The sequence below is a fragment of the Sulfurimonas lacustris genome (assembly GCF_059705355.1).
On the sequence record NZ_AP046125.1, the window covers coordinates 201,912 to 226,462 of the forward strand.

The window sequence follows — 24,551 nt, forward strand, 5'->3', positions numbered from 1 at the left end:
ATCAGCCTCTCTTTTTCTCTTTAAACGCCGGCTTTTTTGCAGTTTTACGAGGCTCTTTTGAGAAATCTTTTTTAAACTCTTTCTTTGGAGCGTTCTCTTTTTTGGCAGGCGTTTTTTGGCTCTCTTTTGGAGGACGTGGTTTTTTTGTCTCTTTTGCCTGCTCTTTTTGTTCCTCTTTTAAGAACTTTGCAAGTGCGGAGTACTCACTGCGTGTTAAAAAGCGTACTTTGCCCTCTGGGAGATTGTTGAGTTCTATCTCTGCAAAACTTACTCTCTTTAGGTCAACAACTTCTGCTTTAAAGTGGGCAAAAAAGCGTCTAAGTTCACGGTTTTGTCCCTCGCTGATAGCTACTTTAAGCGTGGAGTAGTTGGGTTGGTTTTTTTGGATTTTGTAGCCGATAAAAGGCTTAAACTCCATCTGCGTTATCTTTGAGTGGCTATGTCCGCCTGCTGAGGCATCTTCAAGCATCATCCCTTTTAGCATCGCTTCTTCTATCTGTGGTGTTATCTCGCCTCTTATTTTTATCTTGTAGATGCGCTCTAAGTCTGATTCCATCAGTGCCGAGGCAACTCTTGAGGTGTCGGTAAGGAGCAACAACCCCTCAGAAGCAAAGTCAAGTCTGCCCACTGGAACGTAGTGTTTGTACTCTTTTGGGAGTGTGTCATAGATGGTGCGTCTGCCTTTTGGGTCTGTTTTTGTGACAAGTTCGCCTTTTGGTTTGTTATAGACGATAACGGTGTATTTGTCTCGTGGGGTTACCTGCTTACCGCTGACATAAACATCTGAAACGCCCTCTGTTACGTCTGTTGCTGGATTTGTCTGTATCTCTCCATCGACTCTTACATAGCCGGCTTGAATCGCCTTGTCTGCTTCTCTTCTTGAGTAGCTTGCGTGGTGTGCGATATATTTGTTCAGTCTCATGAGATTCCTTTTTCTATGAGTGTGTGGATATGAAGCACCCCTTGCACTCTTTTTTTGCTATCAGTTACAACCAAAAGCTGTATCTTCATCTCCTCTATCATCACAAGTGCTTCACTTGCAAGGAGGTTTTCATCTTCTATGGTTTTTGGATTTTTCGTGGCGTACTTCCAAACGCTCTCTTGTAGGGAAAAATCCTCGCTCATCAAAGCTCTTCTGATGTCGCCGTCACTCACAAGTGCTAAAAGTCTCTGCTGTTCATCGACAACCAAAACAGTCCCAAGTCTGCCCTCGCTAATCTTGACTATGGCATCTTTTACTTTTGTGTCTGCGCCAATGAGCGGCAAATCTTTTGTGCGCATCAAATCTTTGACTTTTACAAAAAGCTGTTTTCCTAAAGCTCCCCCTGGGTGAAAGGAGGCAAAATCGCTTTTTTGAAAGTTTTTTGCTCTCATAAGACACACCGCAAGAGCGTCACCGAGGGCGAGAGTGAGTGTTGTGGAGCTTGTAGGCGCGATGTTGAGCGGACACGCCTCTTTGTCAACTACTACATCTATGACCAAATCGCTGTATCTTCCAAGCGTTGAGTTTTTGTCCCGTGTCATGCCGATAAGCGGGGTGTTAAATCTCTTGATATGCGGCAAGATGGAGCTAAGCTCTTCACTCTCTCCGCTGTAGCTGATGGCAAGGACAACATCCTCTTTGCCAATCATCCCCAAATCACCATGAAGTGCTTCTGTGGGATGGAGGAAAAAACTAGGCGTTCCAGTTGAAGCAAAAGTAGCTGCCATTTTGGCACCGATAAGCCCAGATTTGCCCACGCCTGTGACGATAAGCTTGCCTTTGCATGCAAGAACCATCTCCACTGCTTTGTCAAAAACATCGTCAATATTTTTGGCGCTCTCAAGGAGTGTTTGCGCTTCTGTTTGTAGTGTTTGTTGTGCGATTTCTTTATAATTCATGGCGCAATTATACCCTAAGCGGGTATAAATTGCATCCGAATTAGTTGATGTCAGGCTTTGGAGTTTTAGAAGTAGATGCTGGAAGTTGTGGAAGGATAATATCTGCTTTTTTGCCCTCAAGCGCTTTTAAAAACTCCTCGATAGAAGCAGCTTCTGCGTCATTGATGTCAGCACCGAGTTGGATACGTCCCATCTCTTTGATAGCATCTTTAAGCTCCCAGATTTGACCGTTGTGGAAGTATGGCGCTGTTTGTGTGATGTTTCTGAGTGTTGGCACTTTTACCATACCGTTTTTGTCACCCTTAAAGTCACCTACATCTTGAAACTTGTATGTCCCTGTGATGTTAAACGCGTTCATTTCACCGCCTAAAGCGATACCGTTATGACATGTTGCACACCCTTTGTCGATGAAAGTTTTAAGACCCTCTTGCTGTGCTTTGTTGAGCGCATTTTTCTTGCCGTTTAAAAAGGCATCATACGCCGATGGAGTAACAAGCGTTCTCTCAAATGTTGCGATGGTATCTGCTACTTTTTCAAAAGTGATCGCTACGTCTTTTCCGTATGCTTTTTGAAACTCTGCAACATACTGTGGCATAGAAGTAACTGTTGCTACGACGTGCTCAGGAGTTGCCGACATCTCAGGTGCTGCTTGGATAGGACCTTGTGCTTGCGCCTCTAAGTGTGGGTCACGTCCATCCCAAAACTGTGAGTTAAAGAAAACAGAGTTGTAAACTGTCGGTGAGTTGAGGTGATGTGGATTTGCCGTCCATTTATGCCCAATCGCTGCACCGATGCCGTCATCTCCACCCTCGCTTAGGTTGTGGCAACTGTTACAGCTGATAAAACCACTCTTTGAGAGACGTGGGTCAAAGTAGAGTTTTTTACCGAGTTCCACTTTCTCTTTTGTGATAGGATTTTTTGGGTTGTCGATAAGCTTGTTAAGCTCTTTTTTATCGCTTGGAATTGGCTTTAAACCAGCTTTTTTCGCGTCTGTAAGTAAGTCAGAAGCCAAAAGAGAAGATGCCGCAACAGCAACCGTTAGTATCGTTTTAGTGTACATGGTTCACTCCTTTTAAATTGTGTCACAAATCTTACATTTTTGTTGCTTAATAAAATATAACGTATCAATATTATAGTTATAAAAATTCTGTATAACCCCTAAATCAGATGATTGTATTTATTTAAAGATAAGATATAATAACTGCTAGAATTTTTTAAAGGAAAAACATATGAGAGACAGACTGGGAAAATATGTAAGCAGTATCAATACACTCAAAGTCGAAGAGAGAGCACTTTACTACAATACACTTATTTTGGCAGAAGAGGGCGCTGGCAAGACAAATTTGGCGTGTCGCATACGTAACTTTGTGATAGATAGCAATGTCGCAACACTCTATCTTGACTTCTCTAACTCAGAGGAACATGAGATAGAGTATCGCTATAAAGATGAGCACTTTAACTATATAAAATTTGATGAGAGTGATGCTTTTCAAGAGAAGTTCAACGCTCTTGTAGAGGCAAAAAAACATATCTATATGGCGGTTGATCCGAACTTTTTCTCGAACAAAAAAGATATCACGAGTAAGCTTACTCTTACGTTGCAGCATAAAGGGTTACTGGCAAACTACTACTATTTTTTCCATGACATCGAAAATTTAAACGGTTTTTATACACGATTTGAGGACTTTTTGCTCTATATGCTTAACTTCTTGAACCTCAAAAAGTATGGTTTGACTTTCTTGGCACAACCGCACTCTACGTTTGAAAACCCACAAATCAAGCTTCTTTTTACATTCTTGTATCTTGGAAAGTGCTCAAACTTGGAGTACTTCAACACAGCAAGTCTTAAAAAGATGCCAAAAAACCAATTTTTTTATCAGTACAGAACAAACTACCAAACACTTCTTTTTAACGATATAAAGAGCAATGTTGTCGAGATTGACGAATATACATTTGACGTGTAACAATGCAAAGAGTTTTTGAGGAGGTCGCATCACTTGATGCGAGATGTTATGAGCACTTTTTTTTAAGCGAAGAACTTCTGATGGAGCATGCCGCAAGAGGTATGGCTGGGTATATTCGTAACAACTGTAAGAAAGATGCAAAAATCATTATCGTGTGCGGCAGCGGCAATAACGGAGCCGATGGCATGGCACTTGGAAGGCTTTTGCACGCTGCATTTGATGTCTCACTCCTCATCCTCAAAAAACCCTCATCGCCCATGGCGCTTTTGCAGCAAAAAAGAGCAAAAAGCGTGGGTGTCAAAGAGATAGAAAAGCTAGAGCGTTGTGATGTTTTGGTCGATGCAATTGTGGGAACAGGCTTTAGCGGTACATTTAGTGCCGAGATACAAAAGATGATAGCGCAGATGAATGCGCAAGAAGCGTTTAAAATAGCGTGTGATGTGCCATCGGGTACCCTTTTTTATGCTGATGTGACACTTACAATGGGCGCATTAAAGAAGAGAATGTTTTTAGACAGCGCAAAAGAGTTTGTAGGCGAGATAAAAGTTCTTGATTTGGGCGTGAGTAGAGATATTTATGAGAAAGAGAGTAACTGGCATTTGCTGGATTTGCAAGATTTGAAACTTCCGCATAGAACGAAAAAAGACTCCCACAAAGGGAGTTACGGGCATTTGGCGTTGGCTCTTGGCGAGAAGAGTGGAGCGAGTATCATGAGTGCGCTGTCGGCTTTGCGTTTTGGTGCAGGGCTTGTAACGTTGGTCGGATATGAAGCGTTGCAGCTCCCACATCAGCTTATGTACTCTCATGAAGTGCCTGCAAACACCACCGCTCTAGCCCTTGGCATGGGACTTGGAGCGGAGTTTAGCCAAATGGAGCTAGAGAGATTTTTGGACAACTCTCTGCCGCTTATCGCTGATGCGGACATCCTCTCTTCTCCTGCCATTTTAGATATTTTAAAGCGAGATAGCGTCGTTGTAACTCCGCATGCAAAAGAGTTTGTTGCACTTTTAAACGTAACAAATATAGCTGAGATAACCGTTGAAGAGCTGCAAAAAGAGCGGTTTAAGTATGCAGAGCTTTTTTGCAAAACCTACCCAAATGTTACACTGCTCTTAAAAGGTGCAAACGTTATCATCGCACAGGATGAGAAGTATTACATCAACCCGCACGGAACACCTGCCCTTGCCAAAGGCGGCAGCGGTGATGTTCTAAGCGGTCTTATCGGCGCACTTTTAGCACAAGGGCACACCCCACTAGAAGCCGCAATCAACGGTTCATTAACACACGCTAAACTTGCACTTAGTTACAAAGGCGCAGATTTTTCACTTACGCCTGATGATTTGATAGATGAAATAAGTAAATTGGAAAAATAAGGACTTAAAATGAAAGAGACACTAAAAATCGGAAAATATGAGTTAAACAGTCGCCTTATCGTTGGTAGCGGGAAGTACAAAGATTTTCAAACGACCAAAGAGGCGACGCTTGCTAGCGGGAGTGAGCTTATCACTGTTGCGGTGCGCCGTCTCAACATCACAGACCCTAGCAAAGAGAATTTACGTGATACATTTGCGGGTACAAATGTGAAGTTTTTGCCAAACTCGGCAGGATGTACAACGGCGGAGGAGGCGATAACTACTTTTAGGCTTACACGTGAGGCAACAGGCATAGACCTTATCAAGCTTGAGGTTATCGGCGATACGCAAAAGACGCTTTATCCTGATGTCTTAGAGACCATCAAAGCGTGTCAGATACTCGCAAAAGAGGGCTTTACCATCATGGCATATACATCGGATGACCCTATCATGGCAAAACGCCTTGAAGATGCGGGGGCACATGCCATCATGCCTCTAGCTGCACCTATCGGAAGCGGTTTGGGGATACAAAATCCTTACAACATCGTCTTTATCCGTGAAGCGGTAAGCGTTCCTGTTATCGTGGATGCGGGTATAGGATGTGCGAGTGATGCGGCGTATGCGATGGAGCTTGGAGCTGAGGGCGTACTGACAAACACTGCCATCGCTGGGGCGCAAAATCCTATGATGATGGCTGAGGCGATGAAACATGCTGTTATCGCAGGACGTATGAGCTACCTTTCAGGACGCATCGCAAAACGCCCATACGCAACTGCTTCAAGCCCTACAAACGGACTTATTCAGTTCTAAAATATTTTATCGGAAATGGGGCTTTAGCCCCGTTAAAAGGCTACTCATAAGAAAGGCGAGGCTGAAGCCTCACTTCCGGAGAAAAAGTGTAGCTTATGCCAAAATGTTGTTAGTTAAAACGCAGCGCAGTATCTATCTCTGCCGCTCTCTTTGGCGCGGTAGAGTTGCTCATCCGCCTCTTTGAGAAGTTCCTCTTTGCTAAGCAAGCTCTCTTTTTCTTTAAACGCAACACCTGCACTTATAGTTACATGCTTCGCAATAGAGGAAAACTTATGTTCGAGTTGCAACTCTCTTACGGCTTCTACTAAAGAGTTCGCCATCTTTTTTGCTCCCTCTTTGTCAGGGTTTTTGAGTATGATGACAAACTCTTCTCCACCATATCTTGCCACAACATCCGTCGGGCGTTTGATGGTTTTTTTAAGAGTGCGAGCCACTTTTGTAAGTGCTTCATCTCCTTGCCAGTGTCCATAGTTGTCATTGTAGGGCTTAAAGAAGTCGATATCTACCATGATGAGTGCGAGAGTGCCGTTGTCTCTTTGCATCTCCTTATACTTTTTCTCTAGCGCCTCTTCAAAAAATCTTCTGTTTGATATGCCCGTGAGACTATCGCACATCGAGAGTTCTTCAAGTTTGGCACTTTTGAGTTTAAGTTCGATGTGGTTTTTTACTCTGATTTTGACGATTGCAGGGTGAAAAGGCTTTTTTATATAGTCGATAGCTCCGAGGTTAAGTCCATACTCTTCGTCATTTGCACTTGTTTTTGCGCTGACAAAGATGATGGGGATATCCTTGGTGCTAGAAGAAGCTTTGAGCTCTTGGCAGACATCATACCCACTCATACGTGGCATTTCGATATCTAGCAAGATAAGGTCCGGTTTTTCTTTGGCACGTGCAAGTTCAAGGGCTCTTTTACCGCTGTTGGCTATCTTGACTTTGTAGTTCTCTTTGAGCAAATCAGAGAGTATGGCTATGTTTGCCGCCATATCATCAACGACTAAAATTGTCGGCACATAAGTTTCATCTATCATATTTTCCACTCTTTCATAATGTCGTATGCCGCATCATAGTCGTAGCTGTCCATCGCACGCATCCACTCTTCAAGCTCATGCGCACTCACTTTTGGCTTGAGCAATGTGAAGAGAAGTTGTTGTTCTTGTAATTCTACCATCGTTCCCTCTTGAATATTCTTTAACATAAGTGCAAAAAATGTTTTTAAATCTTTACCTTGGGTTTCTACCTCTTTGGGAGCGTGTAAGCAGAGGTAGTTTTCTATCGCATCTCTAGCCCTTTGCATCGCTTGGCGTAGCTGCTCTGTCTCCTCTTGTTTTATTTCTTTTTGTGCTTTGAGTAGAGCGTCTATGTTGGTGCTAAAGGTTGCTAATTCGTTTGCGCCTACGTTGCCGCTTACTCCTTTGAGAGAGTGGATCAACGACTTTGCCGAACTCTCTTTTTGCTCTAGGAGTTCTGGAAGTGCTGCAAATTCACCTTGGAGCTCCTCTAAGAATTTGGAGATTATTTTAGAGTAAAGTGCCTGATTTTGACCTACGAGGCGCATCGCGTACTCCACATCCAAAACATTTTGCTGGGGTTGTGCGAGAGTTGTCTGTTTTTGAGCCGTTGCTTCAAATGTTGCATTAAAGTACTTTGCGATGCATCTGAGCATCTCATCGCTCTCGATAGGCTTTGAGAGATGTTCATTCATCCCCGCTTCAACTGCTTTTGTCCTGTCTTCTACCATCGCCGCAGCAGTGAGAGCGATGATAGGAATCTCTTGGTTGTACCCACGGATGATTTTGCTCGCCTCGTAGCCACTCATGATAGGCATCTGGATATCCATAAGGATGATATCATACGCATCTGGCTTTGCCAAAAACATCTCCACTGCCTCTTTTCCGTTGTTGGCTATATCTGGCGTTATCTGCACTCTTTTGAGTATCTCTGTAACAACCTCTTGGTTTATCTCATAATCCTCAACAAGCAGAAGCTTCACATGGCTCAAATCAGGGTAAACATAGACCGCTTCTTGTATCTCCTCTTGCGTCAAATCTGCTCTCTCCCACGATGCTACCCCGATGTCTATGGCAAAGTAAAACTCAGAGCCAACACCCTCACTGCTCTTTGCTTCAAGCGTACCTCCCATAGCACGAACAAGCCCCGCAGAGATGGAGAGCCCAAGACCTGTGCCGCCGTACTTTCTGGTGATAGAGCTATCGGCTTGCGAAAATGGCTGAAAAAGTTTTTGGAGTTGCTCTTGGCTTATCCCGATACCACTGTCCTTCACACTAACGTGCAGGGTTGCCTCTTTGTCCCCTTTTTTTGTAACATCCAAAGCGATTGTAACCGTGCCCTCTTTTGTAAACTTGATAGCATTGCTCACAAGGTTGATAAGGATTTGCGTAAGCCTCAGCTCATCCCCGATGATGCGGCTTGGCAGATTTTGGGAGAGTTCGTATGAGAGCGAAATCCCTTTTTCACTCGCTGTTTGTTTAAACATCATCTTGAGTTTGTTGATGCTATTGTTCAGTTCAAACACTTTGTGCTCAATCTCGATTTTAGAAGCTTCAATCTTTGAAAAATCCAAAATATCGTTGATAATATCAAGCAGCAACCTAGAAGAGCCTACTATCTTTTGGAGATAGTTTTTTTGTCTCGCATCGACATTTGTGCTTAGTAAAATCTCGCTAAACCCTAACACGGCGTTCATCGGCGTGCGTATCTCATGGCTCATATTTGTTAAAAAGGCACTCTTTGAACCGTTGGCTCTCTCAGCTTCCTCTTTTGCCTCTTGAAGCGCTGTTTTTGCTTTTATCTCCTCCGTGACTTCACGCTGTACACCAAAATGCCCTGTAATGCGCCCCTCTTTGTCATAGAGACAGATATAGTCGCCGTTGATAACCATCGGTGTACCGTCAAACTTTTGTTCATTGGTATTGATATGCCATATACCACGGTCAAAAAATTCTCTCCAAACTTTGCGCCCCTCTTGTAAGTTGTGCGCGAAAAAATCTTTTGGAGTAAAACCTAAAAATTCGCTCTCCTCTTTTGCACCGTACTGTTCAAGCATCGCTTGGTTTATCTTTGTGATGTGTTGGTGCTCAAAGATATAATCAAGCATTTTCTCTTTATCTGTGGTCTCATTCCACTCTATTGGTTCATCAAGCATCATAAAGAAAAAGCCATACATCGATTGGCGGAAAAAGAGTTCAAGAAGCTCTCCTTGTCTCTCAAGCGCCTCTTGCGCATCACGTATCTCTGTGATATCGCGTCCGATGCCAAGCACACCGATAATCCCTCCATTTGTATCGCGCACAGCCGTTTTACTTGTTTGCAGGTACTCTTTATGTCCATCGGCAAAAGGAATCTCTTCGTAGTTTATAAGCGGTACAGTTGCAGCCATAGCCTTTTTGTCGTTTTCTTTGAAAAAATCAGCAAGCTCTTTGGATACAAATTCATAATCATTCTTGCCCACAATCTCCGCTTTTGATGCCCCAAAGAAATCCTCAAATCGCTTGTTACAGATGATATAAACGCCATCTTTGTCTTTCATCCAAACGAGATCAGGGATAGAGCGTAAAAGTGATTCAAGCTGGTTGTTAAGCGCAGCGAGACTCTCCTCTTTTTTAACAAAGTCACTAATATCATGAAACACAACGATAGCACCGCCGTTTTGTGTCGATGCCACGGTCAAATCCACTGGAAAAAAGGAGCCGTCTTTGCGTATAAACCACTCTTTGCGCTCTCTTGTGTTGCCATCTTTTTGAGTTTTGTAGATAGGGCACTCTTCAACGGGGTATGTGCCATCGTCGTGTTTGTGGTGGTGGAAAAGAAGATGTTGGTCTTTGCCTAGAACCTCTTTTTCGCTATAACCCAGAAGCGAGAGTGCTTTTTGGTTTATCCATATACAGTTGCCATTTTTATCCGTGCCATAGACCCCATCTCCGATGTTAGAGAGAAGTGAAGCAATAAAGTTTTTTCTCTTTCTCTCTCGCAAATGGTAGAGAAGTCCAGCAAAGAGCGAAAGTGCGACGATAACCAAATCGATGGTGTACTGATGCAAAACTTCAAGTAGTGTTACTTGTGGCGCTTTATCAAAAGGGGGAAGTCTCAACGCACGAGAGAGCTCTTCAACTTTGAGATAGTCCGCAGGCAAACAGTAACCGTGGATGCCGCTCTCTTTGAGTTTTTCTGAAGGTTCAAGTGACAAAAGTGCGGCTGTAAACTCTTTGGCAGTGTGTCTTGAAACATGCGAGAGTATCAAAACAGGCCACTCGGGATAAAAACGGGTAGAGACGACATAGGGGTGTGCACTCTTTTGTTCATTGACGATGCGAAGCGCATCTTTTGTTATCGAACCATTGGCAAGCATCTCCTCGTAAATCCCATCACGGATAAATGCTGCGTCCGCTTTACCTTCTAAAACAGCCTCTACGCTCTTATACTGTGAGCCATCTGTTAAGAGGATTTTTGACTCTTTGGAGATATGGACACCACTTAAGTAGATCTCATACGCTTGGGCTCTGTAACCACCCATATGGGTTGTACTCGCGGCTGCTATCTTTTTGCCTTTTAGGTCTTGAAGCTTCTGGATGCTGCTCTGTTTTGCAACCACTATCACTCCTGCCAAGCTATCGGTGCTTACTCCCTTGCTGTAGGCTTGAAGCGTAGCGACAGCACCATCAAGATGGTAGTGTTGACGGATATGTAAAAAGTGCGTCGGGTTGGTCGTGATGATGTCAAGGGCGCCAAGAGCTATCTTTTCATTCATCTCCTCTTGCGTCAAAAGTTCCAAAACTACCCGCCCGTCGAGTTTTTTATTGAGCGCTTCTACTAAAGGCGCATACTGTTTGCGTGTCTGTTCTACACCTTTGTAGGCAAAAACACCAAAACGGATGCTCTCTTGTGCAGACAACGAAAGACAAAATAGAAATAAAAGGAGAGAAAAAATCTTTTTCATAAGCAAAACTTTAAAATGATATTATCGTATGTTATAGCGACTAACTTTAAATAGATGTTAAATTTCAATTTTTTGTGACAAATGCGTCATAAGAAACAGTTGCCCCATGCTCTGAAAAAAACGCTCCACACCACTATGCTCACTAAGCAGCGCTTGTTGCAGTGCTGCCACAAATGCCTCTTGAGATGCCTCAGATGCCATCATAAAACTCTCAATGATAAAGCCAAACGTAAGCGTGTGCACTTTGCCATTGACATCAAAATCTATCTTTGAGTCAAGGCTTATCCCCTCGTTGGACAAAATGGTTTTACATATCTCTGTGTTGCTCATCGCAGAGCCTCCTTATCTAGCGCACCGCTTTTGAGTTTTGCGACATACGATTCAAGTTGGCATTTTACATCGCCGCCAAGAAGAAAAAGCCCGAGAATATTTGGTAGCGCCATCATCAAAAAGAGCATAAAACTCAAATCCACAAGCACAGCAGTATCAGTAACAGTCGCAAGGAGGATAAGCGCGAGATAGCCTACTTTGTAAAGCATAGAGTACTTTGAGCCAAAGAGATAAACCCACGCACGCTCACCATAGTAAGACCATGCGATAATGGTTGAAAATGCAAAAAGTGTGATGCTAAGAGAGAGGATGACAGGAAACCAAGAAACCACCGTACCAAAAGCCGCACTCGTAAGCGCCGCTCCCTGCTTTGCCTCTATAAGCGCAGCATACGCCCCATCATGCGCATAAACACCTGTTATAACGATGACAAGCGCGGTCATGGTGCAGATGACAACAGTGTCTATAAAAGGCTCATAAAGCGCTACGATGCCCTGACGCACGGCGTATTTTGTCTTGACAGGTGCATGGGCGACGGGTGAAGAGCCGATGCCCGCCTCGCTTGAGAAAACCGCCCTTTGAAACCCCTGAACGATAGCACCCGCCACACCGCCATAAAGTGCGCTTGTAGAAAATGCCTCATGAAATATAATAGCGATGGCATCGTCAAGCTTTTCAAAATGGTACGCAAGTATCCATAAAGAGGCGCTAATGTAGATAATGGCCATGATAGGAACAAGAAATTCTGTGATTTTAGCGATGCGCGTGACACCGCCTATGATGACAAAACCGACAAAAAGTGTAACTATAAAGCCAAAAATAATCGGGAAATCTTTAAAAAAAGGCACTTCTTGCGAAACCGCGCCAAGGGATTGTGAGACTTGAAAGATATTGCCCCCGCCGATAGCCCCACCAATCATAAACAGTGCAAAAACAACAGCAAGCACTTTGCCAAATTTTACATACCCTTTTTGCGCTAAGCCACGGGAGAGATACTCCATCGCCCCGCCCATCACACTTCCATCTTGCAGAAAAACCCTATGTTGCAGCGAGAGTGTCACCTCTGTAAACTTCAAACTCATCCCCAAAAAGCCGGCAACTATCATCCAAAAAGTCGCCCCGGGACCACCCAGCGAGACGGCAAGCGCAACCCCAGCGATATTGCCAAGCCCAACCGTAGCACTCAGAGCAGTAGTAAGCGCCCCAAATGGCGAAATCTCTCCAACGTCCTCAGCTGTACGGTACCTGCCGCGTATGATGTTAAATGCATGTTTAAACATGCGAAGGTTGATAAACTTTGTCAAAAAAGTGAGGTAGATACCTCCAGAGATAAGCCACGCTACCAAAAACGGCACCTTAGCACCCTCTATCGTGCCAAAAAAAATATCGAAAAAAAGAACTGCCTCTAAAAAAGAGTTTATGCTACCCAAAAAATCACTCAAAATAAAACCCCTTGCATCCCTAAAATGTTATTGTAACAAACTACGCTTAATCTTTTTTATATTGGTATTGATGCGTGTGTTTTGAGTTTGCAAGAAGTTTGTTGAGAAATCTGCGCAAATGCTATTGACATTTTAATTCTAATTAACTATAATTTCGCCTCATTAATCAGCTGTAAGGTTGCGTTAATGTGTAGGTCGGGGTGTAGCTCAGTATGGTTAGAGTACCTGGTTTGGGACCAGGGGGCCGAAGGTTCGAGTCCTTTCACCCCGACCATTTTAAAAAACAAAAATATGGTGGGATTAGCTCAGTTGGTTAGAGCACTAGTTTGTGGCACTGGGGGTCGCGAGTTCGAGCCTCGTATCCCACCCCATTTGATAGTAACAAAAACTTAATAAACAATAAATTTTGTAGCGTCCGTAGCTCAATGGATAGAGTTTCGGACTTCGGATCCGACGGTTATAGGTTCGAGTCCTATCGGGCGCACCATTTTTTATAATGCATGCGTCCTTAGCTCAGCTGGATAGAGCAATGCCCTTCTAAGGCATCGGTCACACGTTCGAATCGTGTAGGGCGTACCACTTTTATTATTGTTAAAAAAACCATGTGCGGATGTGGTGAAATGGCAGACACGCTAGACTTAGGATCTAGTGCCGTAAGGTGTGGAGGTTCAAGTCCTCTCATCCGCACCATTCTTCAATTAAATAAATAAAATCTCTCAAAAAAATACCAAAAAATACTTTTTTACATCATGACAAACTCTTACTCTGAAATTTCAATGCAAAAAGCAACTTTTTTACCTAAAAAATAGCGTTGTGAATAAAGTTTAAAGTTAAAATTGATAAAATTTTTCTAAATATAAAATAGGAGCGAAAATGTCAGATAATTTTCATGATGACGAACTAGAAAAAGAGATGGAAGATGAGTATGAGGATGAAGAGTTTGACGATGAGGATGAGTACGACAATGAAGACGGATACGACGATGACTATGGGGATGAGGACGAAGAGGAGTAGTTAGGGAGTTGTGACTTTTTTTAAAAGTCTGGGGGAAAGAGCGTTACTCTCTCTCCAAACTCTCAAGTGCTTTTTTGGATTCTGCTTTTTGCCATGCGGCGGAGTTGTTGTTGTAAGAGCTTTGTTGTGTGTTGGAACACCCTTGAAAAAGAGCAGTGAGAAAAACAAAAAGATAGAAAATTTTCATGAGAAACCTTTGTGGTAAAGTGGGAAGTTTCATTTTACTATAAACCGCATTAAAAGAAAAAATCAAACCTCAAGCAACTCTGCTTTTATCTTCACAACCACTTTTTTTATGTACGCTTCTTTGTCATCTACTCTCAAGCATGGCATATGTGCGTCATGAGGCAAAAACATCACAAAATAGCCCTCTGCGACATGAATGCGGGAGTGACAAATGGCGTTTTTTTCATAGAATGTTATATCTTTTGTAGTGTCGTAGGGTGTTTTGATAGTGAGCGTGTCTGCGCAAAAACACTCAAAACCCTCAACTCCTCGAAGCGTTGCTTGGATGTCAACGTATTTTTGATGCGATTCTATGACTGCATCTTCTCTTGGAAGGGTGTTGTAACTCATCACGATGGCAAAAATCTCCTCACCCTCTATCTCGTACTTTGCGTCGTTGGTTGTTGGGGTAAGCGTATTTAAAAACGCAAACGCCTTTTGCCATGCCCTGCCAAAGGGGTAGTTTTGCCACTTTTCTATCTTGTCTGCGACCATTTTTGCGCCTCTTTATAAAATTTTTCAACACCTCTTTTTGCTTTTTCATCAAGGTTGTAAGAGATATATGTAAGGTAGTGGAGTATGTTTTGCTCAGATATTTGTGTTCTTGATGCAGCCTCTTTGAGGATGTAGCGTGGAATCTTTATCTTCTTTTTGAGGAAGTTTTTTTCTATCTTTTTGTAGAGATTTTTATCTTTGTGGTAGCACAAAAGCGCAAAAACAAAAGGGAGGCTATGTGTTTCATTCCATTTTTTTGCCATGTCGATATGAGGTTTGTTTTGAAGCGTATAGCGCAGTGCCTTGTCGCCTATAAGCACTTCGCCTTTGAGGTGTAAAATCTTTGCAAGGAGGTTGGATGTTTCAGACTCTTTGTCTGCAAGGTGTATTTGGTTTGGAACAACGATGACGCTTAAAACCTCTTTTTTTGCGATGATGCCGAGGTTGACATGCTTTTGCCCTTTTGCCTTGATGCTTGAGATAAAAGCGGCATCAACACTGCGTGAGAGAAACTTTTTGTTTGTCTTTGCGGGAACATCTTTGTAGTAATTCATGCTCATACCATCACGAGAGCTTCTTACAAATCGTTTCATAAAAACATGAAAAGGCAGAAGATTGAGATACTCTATTTTTCCAAAAACCACATTTCCCTCCAATAAAAGCAGAATTATACCGCTTAACTTGTAAAAAAGATGAGTTGGATATAATCATAAAAACGAAAATTTTTAGGAGAATCCTTTGGTACGAGTAGAATTTTTAGGACCTATACAAAAAGCCCCGTTAGAGCTTGAGATTACCAACTTAAACGAGTTGGCGGAGATACTTCAAGAGGATATAGAGATGCGCCAATGGCTTGAAAACTCTGCCGTTGCGGTCAATGACGTGCTTGTTAGCAGTAGAGATTTTGCGCTCAAAGAGGGCGACAGAGTTGCTCTTTTGCCTCCTGTTTGCGGAGGTTGAGTGATGCTTTATCTTTACGATGGTGCGCTTGATGTGCCAAAGATACTGAGAGAATGGTATGAGCAAGAAGAGGGGAGCAACTACGGTGCTTACATCCCTTTTGTGGGGACTGTGCGAGATGAAGATGGCATCGAGGGGCTTAGTTTTGATATCTATGAGCCGATTTTAAACTCATGGTTTGAGGCGTGGCAAGCAAGGGCAAAAGAGCGGGGTGCGGTCATAAAAATGGCACACTCAAGAGGCGATGTGCTGTTGCATCAATCTTCCTATATCGCCGCCGTTTTTTCTCCAAAACGCCGTGTGGCATTGGAGTTTATAGATGAGTTTGTGGAGGATTTTAAAGCCTCTGCGCCGATTTGGAAGTATGATTTAAAGGGTGGCGAACGCATCTATGCGCTTGATCGTTCAACTGCTATAAAAGGGAGCGGGATTTTAAAATGAGTCTATTATCTTATGAAACAAGCCAGACGATGTTGGGACTTTTGGAGGTTGACGCCCTAAGAAGCCAAAATGTTTACCTCGGCGAATCCTTAGGAAGAGTGCTCTTTGAGGACGTTGTGGCTAAGTACAACGACCCAGAGTTTCCCACAGCGGCAATGGATGGGTATGCTATCTTGCATGAAGATTTGGAGAATGGGCGCATAGAGATTGTCGGGTACAATCCTGCCGGAAGTGACGAGAAGCGCACACTTAAGAGTGGCGAGTGTATCAAAACTTTTACGGGTTCTATGATGCCTCATGGGGCAGATACGCTTATCCCGATAGAAAATGTAACTGTTGAAGATGGGGCTATTTTTATTAATGAAAGCGTGCCTCTTAGGTATGCGGTGCGTCCCATCGGTGAGGGGTATAGTGCCGGAGATGTGCTTATCAAAAAAGGGACAAAGATAGGTTTTGTAGAGATTGGCGTGATGGCGGCTCTTGGGCATGTGATGGTCAAAGTTGCGCAAAAACCCAGAGTTGCGGTGGTCTCAACGGGCAGTGAGATTTTGGATTTGGGTGTTTTTAGTGACAATCCCGCACAAATCAGAAGTTCCAACAACTACACGCTTGCGGCTCTTTTTGAACAAGCAGGGGCAGAAGTGGTTCAGCTTGGAACGGTGGGAGATGATAAAAATCTTATCATGCAAACACTTCAAAATGCGCTCTCAAGTGCCGATATCGTGGTAAGTACGGGTGGTGTGAGCGTTGGGGATTATGACTTTGTAAAAGATGTGATTCCTCGCCTTGGAGCAGAGGTGGTTTACAAAGGCGTTGCCATCAAACCAGGGAAACATATATTGGTAGCGCAAAAAGAGAAGAAGTTTTTTGTAGCACTTCCAGGGTTTGCTTACTCTTCTACCGTTACGGCAATTTTATATGTGCTTCCGCTTCTTGCAAAGATGCTTGGGCGTGAGAGTGCTTACAAAATGGTTGCCGCAAAACTAAATGAAGATTTTAAAAAGAGAAGCAAGTTAACGGAGTTTACTGCATGCAACGTTACCGTTGAGGATAATGAGTATTTTGTTGACTTTAAAGATAAAAAAGTGGGAAGTTCAGCCATACTGACAAATATGTTGGATAACTCCGCGCTCATGGTCACAGGGGAAGAGGATGGAGATCTGCCGCAAGGAACGCTTGTAAGCGTGATTTTGTTGGAGAATTTTTAGCCATTTTATGTACATTTTACATATCTTTGCTACGCTTCTTGTAAAACTAAATTGAGGTGAAAGATGAAGAAAATATTTTTGATTTTGGCTCTTTTTGTGGGAATGCTAAGAGCTGAAGAGGGTATGGTGCGTGCTGTTTTTGATTTGACTACGGCGGATGCAAAGACCTTTGAGAGCAGATTTATCAAAGGAGTTGCTTTTCATAAGGCGCACTATGAGGGTAAATTTAAAGAGCTTGAGATTGTTGTAGTTATCCATGGGGGTGCGTATAAGTTTTTTGTAAAAGAGATTGGCAAAACAGCCATAAAGATAGACGCAAAAGAGGCCGCAGTGCTCCATGAGTTAAAGCAAAGAATAGAGTCTTTAGTAAAAACCTACAACGTAAAACTTCAAATGTGTGGCATAGGGATGAAAAAATATGAGATCAAAGAGGAGAATATCTATGAGTTTGTTGAGGTTGTGCCAAGCGCAATGGTGGGGCTTATCGACGCACAAAGTAGTGGACACTCCTATATTCCTATCTTTTAGAAACGCTCTTTAATGCTTAAAAAAGTTCTTCCCGCTTTTTTACTTATCATGGTGGTTTTGCTCTATGTGCTTTTTTCCATAAGGTACGCTATCCAAACGCAAGATGTCAATGTTATCCTAGATAAGTTTCTCCTCACGCTTGAAGCACAGGTGCAAAGAGAGAAGATGGATGCTATGAAGATGGCGATATCACTCTCAAAAAATAGCGCGCTTGTAGATGCACTTGAGCGTGATGATGAAGATTTTGGGTACAAAGTGCTCTCAAATATTACCCGCGAAATTTTAGAAAATACCAACATCAACATAAGAGTTCAAATACTCACAAGTGACTACCATATCTTTGCCCGTAGTTGGGATGATATCTACACAGGGATGCCGCTAGAGGATTTTAGAAGCGATTTGGAGTACTTCAAACACAACAAAACACCGCGCTCCTCCATAGAGACGGGACGGCTTTTGAGCATCAAGACGACCGTTCCTGTTTTAAAAGATGAGAAGGTTTTGGGCTTTGTGGAGATTATCGGTTTTTTTGATACCATCACTGACTTTTTTAAAAATATGGGAATCGACTTTTATGTGCTTATGGATGATGACTACCTTGAGCGGGCGGTATTTATGCAAGAAAATGAGATGCTAAGTGGCTATGTCGTGGCAAATCGAAACTACAATCACAACAATATCGGGCTTTTAAAAAACATCAATTTTACAACCCTCAAAAGAGATAGAGTGCTTCGAGTAAGAGACAACTACGTTTTTTATGAGACTATGCGCAATGGCAATGGTGATGCTATCGGGGTTTTTGCTTTTGTTTTGCGCCAGAAGTACCTGAACTACTTTAAAGAGGAGCAGGATGAGGCATCGTTTTTCATCAACTTAACAAAAAGCTCTTTGTATGAGATAGTCCAAAGTAAAGAGCAAGAGAACCTCTCAAAGGAGTTTATAGATATGCGCGCACTTTTGCAGCTAAGAGAGCAAATCCCAAAAGAGCAGATGGAGGGATACAAAAAAGAGCTCTATGAAAAACTCGATGGTTACACCAAAGAGGAGCTTATGGAGTTGCTCTTAGAGCAGAAGATTATCAAAAAAGTGGATGGGAAGATACGATGAAAATATTGCTTTTAGAAGATGAATATTCACTTAGGCTCAGCATAAAAGAGTTTTTAGAGGATTGTAACTATGCAGTAGATGATTTTGCAGATGGGCTTGAGGCGTATGACGCTATCTACTCTAAGTCCTATGATTTGCTGCTTCTTGATGTCAATGTCCCCTCTATGGATGGATTTGCGCTGCTTCAAGCCATACGCAAAGATGAGAACAAAACCCCAGCCATCTTTTTAACCTCTATGGTTGATATGCAAAACCTTCAAGAGGGGTATAAAAAAGGGTGTTGCGACTATATCCGTAAACCTTTTGACCTTGTGGAGTTGGAGCTTCGCATAAAGCAGGCGGTAAAGAGTTTTTACCTTCAAAACGATGAGATAATCGCGCTTGGTGAAGATGTCCATTATGATATGCTCAGCGGCAAGTTAACACAAAGCGGCAAAGAGATTGTTTTAAGAAAGATAGAAAAAGATATCTTAGAACTTCTTATCAAAAACAAAAACATTGTCGTCTCGATGCAGATGTTTCAAGAGGGCGTTTGGGGCGACTATGTAGAGCCTGCAACCATCCGTGTGCAGGTCAACAACCTCAAACAAAAACTTCCGGAGTCCATCATCCAAAACAGAAGAGGCATGGGGTATATTATTGAGAGATAAAAACTATGCGCTACGCTATGCTTACATCTACACCGCTCTTGTAGCGGTCATCCTTTTAGCGCCTCTTTTCTTCTATACGCTGCATATGAAGAGTATGTACGAGATAAAAAATGAGGTAGAACTCAAAAAAAAGGCGTACCTTATTATCAAGCTTATGCAAGAGCATGGCGCACATAAAGAGTATTTTGAGTACCCTAGATTTACGACATTTACATCGGGGCTTTATGATTTGCGCCAAAAAAAGATATTTTCGCTCATCAAAGAACCCATCGTTGATTTTAAGGAGGGGTACCACATAGAGGGGGAGGATGCCTACTATGTGATGGAGCTTGCGCTTGGAAAATATTTTGGTGCAAAGTATCTTGTCGTTGCCAACAAACTCTCCTACTATGAGGTGTATGAAAAAGCAACGCTTATTTTGCTCTCCATCGTGGTGCTTATCTTTTTGCTGAGTATCTTTTTTCTCAACAGATTTGCCTCGCCATTTCAAGAGGTCAACAAAAGACTTGACCACTTTATCAAAGACTCTATCCACGAAATCAACACGCCGCTCTCCATCATCAACCTAAACATCGACCTCTTTACGAGAAAAGAGGGCTCCAACAAATACATGCAGCGCATCAAAGCCTCCGCAAAAGTGCTCTCAAACATCTATAACGACATGGACTATCTCATCAAGTATGAACGGCTTGATTTTGAAAAAGAGCGTATCGACATGAGCCAGTTTTTGTACGAGCGTGTGGAGTACTTCTCTGAAGTGGCGTCGATGAAGGGCATAACGCTCCTTCATAACATAGAAGAGGGCATCTTTTTGGAGATGAACGCCAAACAGTTTGGACGTGTAGTCGATAACAACCTCTCAAATGCCATCAAATACTCCTATGAACAAGGAACAATCGAAGTGCGTTTGCATCTGCTTGAAGATAAAAGGTGCGCACTCTCTTTCAAAGACTCAGGCATCGGCATAGAGGATGTCGATAAGATTTTTAGCCGCTACTACCGAGAAAACAGACAAACAGGCGGTTTTGGCATCGGTCTTAACATCGTCTCTTCCATCATCAAAAAAGCAAACATAGAGATAAAAGTCGATTCCGCCCCTAAAAAAGGCTCTACTTTTACCTATATCTTTCCAAAAGAGAGTATCTCTACCTCCTCTTAACCCCATTTTATACAAATTTTATACTTCACTGTTACACTTGCTGCTGAAATTAAAAAAGGAGTGTAGATGAAGAAGAGCTTAACACTATCTTTGCTACTTGGAGCTTCTCTTTTTGCTGCTGATCTTAGCAGCGTTATAGAGATTCCGGATGCGAGCAAGATAATCCAAAAAGATCTTTTAGCGCCGGTTGGTATCTATAAGATGCCCGATGGGTGCGTGACGAATGATCCAAAAGCAATCGCGAGGGGTTCATATATATTTCACAACTTAAACGGTGGCAATGCAAAAGGGGATGCGCCTGAGGGGTTGAGTAAAAAACTTCCCGATGGAAAAGAGAAGCAGTATGGAAACTGTGTCGCATGCCATAACATAGAAAAAGCTGTTGGCGGTGGCAATGTTGGTCCTGACTTGACAAAGTACCATGAGATGTTTATAAAATCAGGCGTGAGAGATGCGCAGTATGTTTACCAAAAGATTGCAGACCCGCGAGTGGACAATCCAAACACAAACATGACGGTAAACCTAGCGACAAAGCTCTTTAATGAGAAAGAGATATGTGACATAACTTCGTATGTCCTATCTATAAAATAAAACAAAGGATAAAAAAGATGCAAAGAAGAGATTTTTTAAAGAGTTTAGGTGTTGGAGCAGCGAGTGCAGTTGTGATTCCATCGATGAGTTTTGCAGCAGAGGCGCCAAAGCCAAGGGGTAAAAACGCACTTGCTTATAATGATGCGTTGGGTGTTGCAACAGGCGGTAAAAAAGCAGAGGTATCTGCAAAAGTAAAACTTAAAGTTCCGGAGATTGCAGAAAATGGAGCTGTTGTTCCTGTAACTGTTGAGGTTGAGCATCCGATGAGCGAGAGTGACTATGTAAAAGCTATCCATGTGTATGCAACAAAAAATGCAAATTCACGCTGTATTGGTGTGCATCTCTCTCCTGCAAATGGCGAAGCGATGTTTGCGACGCGTATAAAACTAGGTGAAACACAAGAGGTTGTAGCAGTGGCAGAGCTAAGTAATGGAACATTCCTTATGGCATCACAAAGCGTGAAGGTAACAATCGGCGGATGCGGTTGATTTGGCTTTTTAAAAAACAGTGTTTAGAAAACTTACTATTGAAAATAAAAAAAGGAAAATAAAATGGCGGAAAGTAAATCATTAATCAAGATTAAACCAAATAGTTACAAAAGCGGAGACATCGTTAAGGTCAGTTTTATGGTTATGCACCCTATGGAGACAGGTTTGCGTAAAGATAAAAAAACAGGAGAAACTATCCCTGAAGAGTACATCAACAGTGTAAAGTTTGAGTACAACGGCAAGGTTATCACAACTATGAATGTTTGGGAGACGCTCTCGGTAAATCCGGTATTTACTATCAACATGAAAGTTGATGGAGCAGGAGAGCTCAAAGTTACCTACACAGACAACACAGGCAAAGTCGAAGAGACTACAGAGAAGATTAAACCAAAAGGGTAAATCATGAGAAAAATAGCAAAAATAGCGCTCTGCTTTACTCTTTTTGCGTCACTCTCCTATGCAAGCGAACAGTTTGCTATGAGTGATGCGGATCGTGCGATGTATGAAGAGTTGCTTGAGAACAATCCGGCAGATATGATGCTAGCAAGTGGCGGCAATCTGCTAGAAGAGCTTGGCGGAGACGCTGCGGTGGCGAAGTTTTTGGGTGTAAAAGAGGATGCATTAGCTGCGTATTTGGCGGGTTTTCCTCGTTACTTAGAGAAGTTCGGGCGTGTTGTGAGTATAGATCAGATGCTTCAAGGCTTGATGCATGAGAGCGGAAAAAAACCTTATGTACTCAAGAGCAAAGAGATGTTTAATCTCTCCTCTTATGTCAAATCTTTGGCAAATGAACAGCCTATTAACATCGACATCAATGCGAATGAGCATATGAAAAAGGCGTATGCGTTTGGTAAAGAGGTTTTTGATACAAAAAGAGGTGCAAGAGGGCTTTCATGCTACAGTTGTCACAATCCTAGTGTTGTAGGAACTATCCTAAGAACACAACCGCTTCCAGATATTTCAGCAAAAGGAAATGCTTCAGCTGCTACATGGCCAGCATATAGAATGACAAAATCAGATCTTGCAACCTTGCAAAATAGATTTCAGGGATGTATGGAAAATGCACTTCTTGCGGTTATTCCTTTGGGTTCACCTGAGATGACAGCGCTTGAGGTTTACTTTACTCATGAGGCAAAGGGTGCTACTATGGCTCTACCTGGCTTGAAGAGATAGGGAGAAAAGATGGAAATTTCAAGAAGAGACTTTATGCACATTTGTGCTATTTTTGGGCTAGGCGTGGCATCTTCGGCGCACGCGGCTCCAAAATCGGCGTCACAAATATCGCTCAAAGATATTTACGCTTTTAAAGACACAGGAAACTTTACTCTGCTTCATATGTGCGATTTGCATGCACACTTAAAGCCACTTTACTGGAGAGAGCCATCCACGCTTATCTCTGCGCCAAATCTTACAGGAACTCCAGGGTTCTTGTGCGGTGAGGCTTTTGCAAAACACTATGGTTTAGAGCCGAGTTCTTTAGATGCGTACTTCGATGTCCATACGGATTTTGAAGCGCTTGCGAAAAAGTTTGGAAAAATGGGCGGCGTGGCGCATATCAAAACCGTTGTAGAGCATGTACGAAAAACAAGAGGAGCGCAAAATGTTCTCTTTTTGGATTCGGGTGATACATGGCAGGGCACGGGTGTCGCACTCAAAACCAAAGGTGAAGCGATTGTAAAAGCGCAAAACTATCTTGGCATCGATGTGATGGTCGGGCACTGGGAGTTTACGTACGGTAAAGAGCGCGTCAAAGAGCTTATCGAGATGCTTGATGCAAAGTTTATCTCTCAAAATATCGTAGGCGATGACTCTTTCTCGGATGAGTTTGAAGAGCTTATCTTTAAGCCATATACCATCGAAGAGCGAGGCGGTGCAAAGATAGGCATCATCGGGCAATCTTTCCCTTTCACATCAACTGCAAATCCAAAAGAGTTTACGCAAGGATGGAGTTTTGGTCTGCGCCTAGAGACGCTTCAAGAGTATGTCAATGAGCTAAGAGACGAGCACAAAGTTGATTGTGTAGTTATGCTCTCACACGATGGCTTTAGCGTAGATCAAGAGGTAGCGCGCAAGGTAAAAGGGATAGACTTTATCCTCAGCGGACATACGCATGACCCTTCTCCAAAGCCTATCGTTATCAACGGGACGGTTATTGTCATAGCGGGAAGCCACGGAAAATATGTGGGGCGTTTAGATATCGATGCAAAAAACGGAAAAGTGAAGAAGTATGAGTACAAGCTTATCCCTATCGCATCCAACATCATTCCAGCAGACCCGGCAGGCGTGAAACTTGTCGATGAGCTCTACGCACCATTTGCAGCAGAGATGAATGAAGTGCTTGGTAAAACGAAAAATATCCTCTACAAAAGAGATACGTTTTTCTCAACATTTGACCAGCTCATCAATGATGCTATTTTAGATGAAATGAAGTGCGATATCTCCTTTACACCAGGTTATAGATGGGGAACAACCGTTCTAGCGGGCGAAGATATTTTGATGGACAATGTTTATGAGATGTGCGGTATCACTTACCCTAATGTCTATACATTTGAGCTAAAAGGCGATAAAATAGCAACCCTTCTCGAAGATATCGCGGATAATGTTTTCAATGAAAACCCGCTCTATCAGCAAGGAGGAGATATGAGCCGACTTGGTGGAGCGACGTACGATATAGCGGTGAGCAACCCAAATGGCAAGCGCATCTCAAATCTTAACATCGGTGGCAAGCCCATAGATGTGAACAAAATGTACATCGTCTCTTCATGGGGTGGCAACTTGCAAAATGCAGGTACAAATCTCCAAGAGAAGAAAACGCGCGCGGTTTATGATGTCGTGCGTGACTATATCAAACGTCAAAAAGTGGTAGATGTAAGCAACAAAGGCAATGTAAAACTTGTTGATTACACATGCGGATGCCCTCCAAAGGGCAAAAAGAGCTGCAAATAAGCTCTC

26 protein-coding genes and 5 tRNA genes are annotated in these 24,551 nt (G+C 42.8%); 21 read left to right on the forward strand and 10 right to left on the reverse strand.

All coding sequences use genetic code 11. The annotated features are described in order from the left end of the window. Nucleotide 1: 1 nt before the first annotated feature. From AC6H4V_RS01030 to AC6H4V_RS01040, 3 genes are read right to left on the reverse strand one after another with little or no spacing between them, the layout of a single operon-like run. Entirely contained in the window at nt 2–922 is a 921-nt protein-coding gene (locus tag AC6H4V_RS01030; protein ID WP_497607145.1) for a pseudouridine synthase, read from the reverse strand. Further along, on the reverse strand, nt 919–1,881 hold the full coding sequence (locus AC6H4V_RS01035; RefSeq protein WP_497607146.1) for a KpsF/GutQ family sugar-phosphate isomerase: 963 nt from the start codon (nt 1,879–1,881) through the stop codon (nt 919–921). The genes AC6H4V_RS01030 and AC6H4V_RS01035 overlap by 4 nt, the downstream gene beginning before the upstream one ends. 40 nt (nt 1,882–1,921) lie before the next feature. Then, nucleotides 1,922–2,941, reverse strand: a complete 1,020-nt coding sequence (locus tag AC6H4V_RS01040; protein ID WP_497607147.1) for a cytochrome-c peroxidase — start codon at nt 2,939–2,941, stop codon at nt 1,922–1,924. A 169-nt stretch (nt 2,942–3,110) separates the two neighbouring features. Here AC6H4V_RS01040 and AC6H4V_RS01045 point away from each other — a divergent pair, with 169 nt between their 5' ends. The 3 genes from AC6H4V_RS01045 to AC6H4V_RS01055 are packed head-to-tail and all read left to right on the forward strand — an operon-like array spanning nt 3,111 to nt 6,007. Continuing rightward, nucleotides 3,111–3,845: an ATP-binding protein gene (locus AC6H4V_RS01045; RefSeq protein ID WP_497607148.1), complete on the forward strand. Its 735-nt coding sequence runs from the start codon at nt 3,111–3,113 to the stop codon at nt 3,843–3,845. A 2-nt stretch (nt 3,846–3,847) separates the two neighbouring features. Next, complete coding sequence (locus AC6H4V_RS01050; RefSeq protein ID WP_497607149.1) at nt 3,848–5,218, forward strand: NAD(P)H-hydrate dehydratase; 1,371 nt, start codon at nt 3,848–3,850, stop codon at nt 5,216–5,218. 9 nt (nt 5,219–5,227) lie between these two features. Further along, complete coding sequence (locus tag AC6H4V_RS01055) at nt 5,228–6,007, forward strand: thiazole synthase (protein WP_497607150.1); 780 nt, start codon at nt 5,228–5,230, stop codon at nt 6,005–6,007. A 113-nt stretch (nt 6,008–6,120) separates the two neighbouring features. Here AC6H4V_RS01055 and AC6H4V_RS01060 read toward each other — a convergent pair whose 3' ends face one another. The 4 genes from AC6H4V_RS01060 to AC6H4V_RS01075 are packed head-to-tail and all read right to left on the reverse strand — an operon-like array spanning nt 6,121 to nt 12,733. Further along, on the reverse strand, nt 6,121–7,035 hold the full coding sequence (locus AC6H4V_RS01060) for a GGDEF domain-containing response regulator (protein WP_497607151.1): 915 nt from the start codon (nt 7,033–7,035) through the stop codon (nt 6,121–6,123). After that, entirely contained in the window at nt 7,032–10,961 is a 3,930-nt protein-coding gene (locus AC6H4V_RS01065) for a PhnD/SsuA/transferrin family substrate-binding protein (RefSeq protein WP_497607152.1), read from the reverse strand. Before AC6H4V_RS01065 ends, AC6H4V_RS01060 begins: the two co-directional genes overlap by 4 nt. Before the next feature lie 57 nt (nt 10,962–11,018). Continuing rightward, the gene (locus tag AC6H4V_RS01070) at nt 11,019–11,291 is read right to left on the reverse strand and encodes a hypothetical protein (RefSeq protein ID WP_497607153.1); all 273 of its coding nucleotides are present in this window, start codon (nt 11,289–11,291) and stop codon (nt 11,019–11,021) included. Next, nucleotides 11,288–12,733 carry an alanine/glycine:cation symporter family protein gene (locus AC6H4V_RS01075; RefSeq protein ID WP_497607154.1) on the reverse strand — a complete coding sequence of 482 codons (1,446 nt, stop codon included), beginning with the start codon at nt 12,731–12,733 and terminating at the stop codon, nt 11,288–11,290. Before AC6H4V_RS01075 ends, AC6H4V_RS01070 begins: the two co-directional genes overlap by 4 nt. A 196-nt stretch (nt 12,734–12,929) precedes the next feature. Between AC6H4V_RS01075 and AC6H4V_RS01080 the strand changes: the two genes are divergently transcribed. From AC6H4V_RS01080 to AC6H4V_RS01105, 6 genes are all read left to right on the forward strand, one after another. Next, nucleotides 12,930–13,007: transfer RNA gene (locus AC6H4V_RS01080), tRNA-Pro, on the forward strand. A 20-nt stretch (nt 13,008–13,027) separates the two neighbouring features. Beyond that, nucleotides 13,028–13,104, forward strand: a tRNA-His gene (locus AC6H4V_RS01085). A 40-nt stretch (nt 13,105–13,144) separates the two neighbouring features. Continuing rightward, nucleotides 13,145–13,220, forward strand: a tRNA-Arg gene (locus AC6H4V_RS01090). Nucleotides 13,221–13,235: 15 nt separating this feature from the next. Beyond that, a tRNA-Arg gene (locus AC6H4V_RS01095) sits at nt 13,236–13,312 on the forward strand. Nucleotides 13,313–13,339: 27 nt separating this feature from the next. Then, nucleotides 13,340–13,423, forward strand: a tRNA-Leu gene (locus AC6H4V_RS01100). Between the two features lie 183 nt (nt 13,424–13,606). Beyond that, nucleotides 13,607–13,747, forward strand: coding sequence for a hypothetical protein (locus AC6H4V_RS01105; protein ID WP_497607155.1), 141 nt, complete (start codon nt 13,607–13,609; stop codon nt 13,745–13,747). 43 nt (nt 13,748–13,790) lie between these two features. Here AC6H4V_RS01105 and AC6H4V_RS01110 read toward each other — a convergent pair whose 3' ends face one another. From AC6H4V_RS01110 to AC6H4V_RS01120, 3 genes are all read right to left on the reverse strand, one after another. Beyond that, a complete protein-coding gene (locus AC6H4V_RS01110) occupies nt 13,791–13,934 on the reverse strand; it encodes a hypothetical protein (protein WP_497607156.1) in 144 nt (47 codons plus the stop codon). Between the two features lie 62 nt (nt 13,935–13,996). Continuing rightward, on the reverse strand, nt 13,997–14,467 hold the full coding sequence (locus AC6H4V_RS01115; protein ID WP_428728843.1) for a NanQ anomerase/TabA/YiaL family protein: 471 nt from the start codon (nt 14,465–14,467) through the stop codon (nt 13,997–13,999). Beyond that, entirely contained in the window at nt 14,449–15,111 is a 663-nt protein-coding gene (locus AC6H4V_RS01120; RefSeq protein WP_497607157.1) for an MqnA/MqnD/SBP family protein, read from the reverse strand. The genes AC6H4V_RS01115 and AC6H4V_RS01120 overlap by 19 nt, the downstream gene beginning before the upstream one ends. Before the next feature lie 94 nt (nt 15,112–15,205). On the opposite strand from AC6H4V_RS01120, the gene AC6H4V_RS01125 reads away from it, so the two are divergent. From AC6H4V_RS01125 to soxB, 12 genes are all read left to right on the forward strand, one after another. Next, nucleotides 15,206–15,427, forward strand: coding sequence for a MoaD/ThiS family protein (locus tag AC6H4V_RS01125; protein ID WP_497607158.1), 222 nt, complete (start codon nt 15,206–15,208; stop codon nt 15,425–15,427). 3 nt (nt 15,428–15,430) lie between these two features. Then, nucleotides 15,431–15,868, forward strand: a complete 438-nt coding sequence (locus AC6H4V_RS01130) for a molybdopterin synthase catalytic subunit (protein ID WP_428728847.1) — start codon at nt 15,431–15,433, stop codon at nt 15,866–15,868. Next, nucleotides 15,865–17,076 carry a molybdopterin molybdotransferase MoeA gene (locus AC6H4V_RS01135; protein ID WP_497607159.1) on the forward strand — a complete coding sequence of 404 codons (1,212 nt, stop codon included), beginning with the start codon at nt 15,865–15,867 and terminating at the stop codon, nt 17,074–17,076. Before AC6H4V_RS01130 ends, AC6H4V_RS01135 begins: the two co-directional genes overlap by 4 nt. A 63-nt stretch (nt 17,077–17,139) precedes the next feature. Further along, complete coding sequence (locus AC6H4V_RS01140; protein WP_497607160.1) at nt 17,140–17,604, forward strand: DsrE family protein; 465 nt, start codon at nt 17,140–17,142, stop codon at nt 17,602–17,604. Between the two features lie 12 nt (nt 17,605–17,616). Next, the gene (locus AC6H4V_RS01145; RefSeq protein ID WP_497607161.1) at nt 17,617–18,711 is read left to right on the forward strand and encodes a cache domain-containing protein; all 1,095 of its coding nucleotides are present in this window, start codon (nt 17,617–17,619) and stop codon (nt 18,709–18,711) included. Further along, entirely contained in the window at nt 18,708–19,361 is a 654-nt protein-coding gene (locus AC6H4V_RS01150; RefSeq protein WP_497607162.1) for a response regulator transcription factor, read from the forward strand. Before AC6H4V_RS01145 ends, AC6H4V_RS01150 begins: the two co-directional genes overlap by 4 nt. Beyond that, nucleotides 19,351–20,520, forward strand: coding sequence for a sensor histidine kinase (locus tag AC6H4V_RS01155; protein WP_497607163.1), 1,170 nt, complete (start codon nt 19,351–19,353; stop codon nt 20,518–20,520). Before AC6H4V_RS01150 ends, AC6H4V_RS01155 begins: the two co-directional genes overlap by 11 nt. Before the next feature lie 66 nt (nt 20,521–20,586). Continuing rightward, complete coding sequence (gene soxX, locus AC6H4V_RS01160; protein WP_497607164.1) at nt 20,587–21,111, forward strand: sulfur oxidation c-type cytochrome SoxX; 525 nt, start codon at nt 20,587–20,589, stop codon at nt 21,109–21,111. A gap of 17 nt (nt 21,112–21,128) precedes the next feature. After that, nucleotides 21,129–21,599 carry a thiosulfate oxidation carrier protein SoxY gene (soxY, locus tag AC6H4V_RS01165; protein WP_428728854.1) on the forward strand — a complete coding sequence of 157 codons (471 nt, stop codon included), beginning with the start codon at nt 21,129–21,131 and terminating at the stop codon, nt 21,597–21,599. 63 nt (nt 21,600–21,662) lie between these two features. Further along, complete coding sequence (gene soxZ, locus AC6H4V_RS01170; RefSeq protein ID WP_428728855.1) at nt 21,663–21,998, forward strand: thiosulfate oxidation carrier complex protein SoxZ; 336 nt, start codon at nt 21,663–21,665, stop codon at nt 21,996–21,998. Nucleotides 21,999–22,001: 3 nt separating this feature from the next. Continuing rightward, nucleotides 22,002–22,772, forward strand: coding sequence for a sulfur oxidation c-type cytochrome SoxA (gene soxA, locus AC6H4V_RS01175; RefSeq protein WP_428728856.1), 771 nt, complete (start codon nt 22,002–22,004; stop codon nt 22,770–22,772). A gap of 9 nt (nt 22,773–22,781) precedes the next feature. Continuing rightward, complete coding sequence (gene soxB / locus AC6H4V_RS01180) at nt 22,782–24,545, forward strand: thiosulfohydrolase SoxB (protein ID WP_497607165.1); 1,764 nt, start codon at nt 22,782–22,784, stop codon at nt 24,543–24,545. Nucleotides 24,546–24,551: the final 6 nt, after the last annotated feature.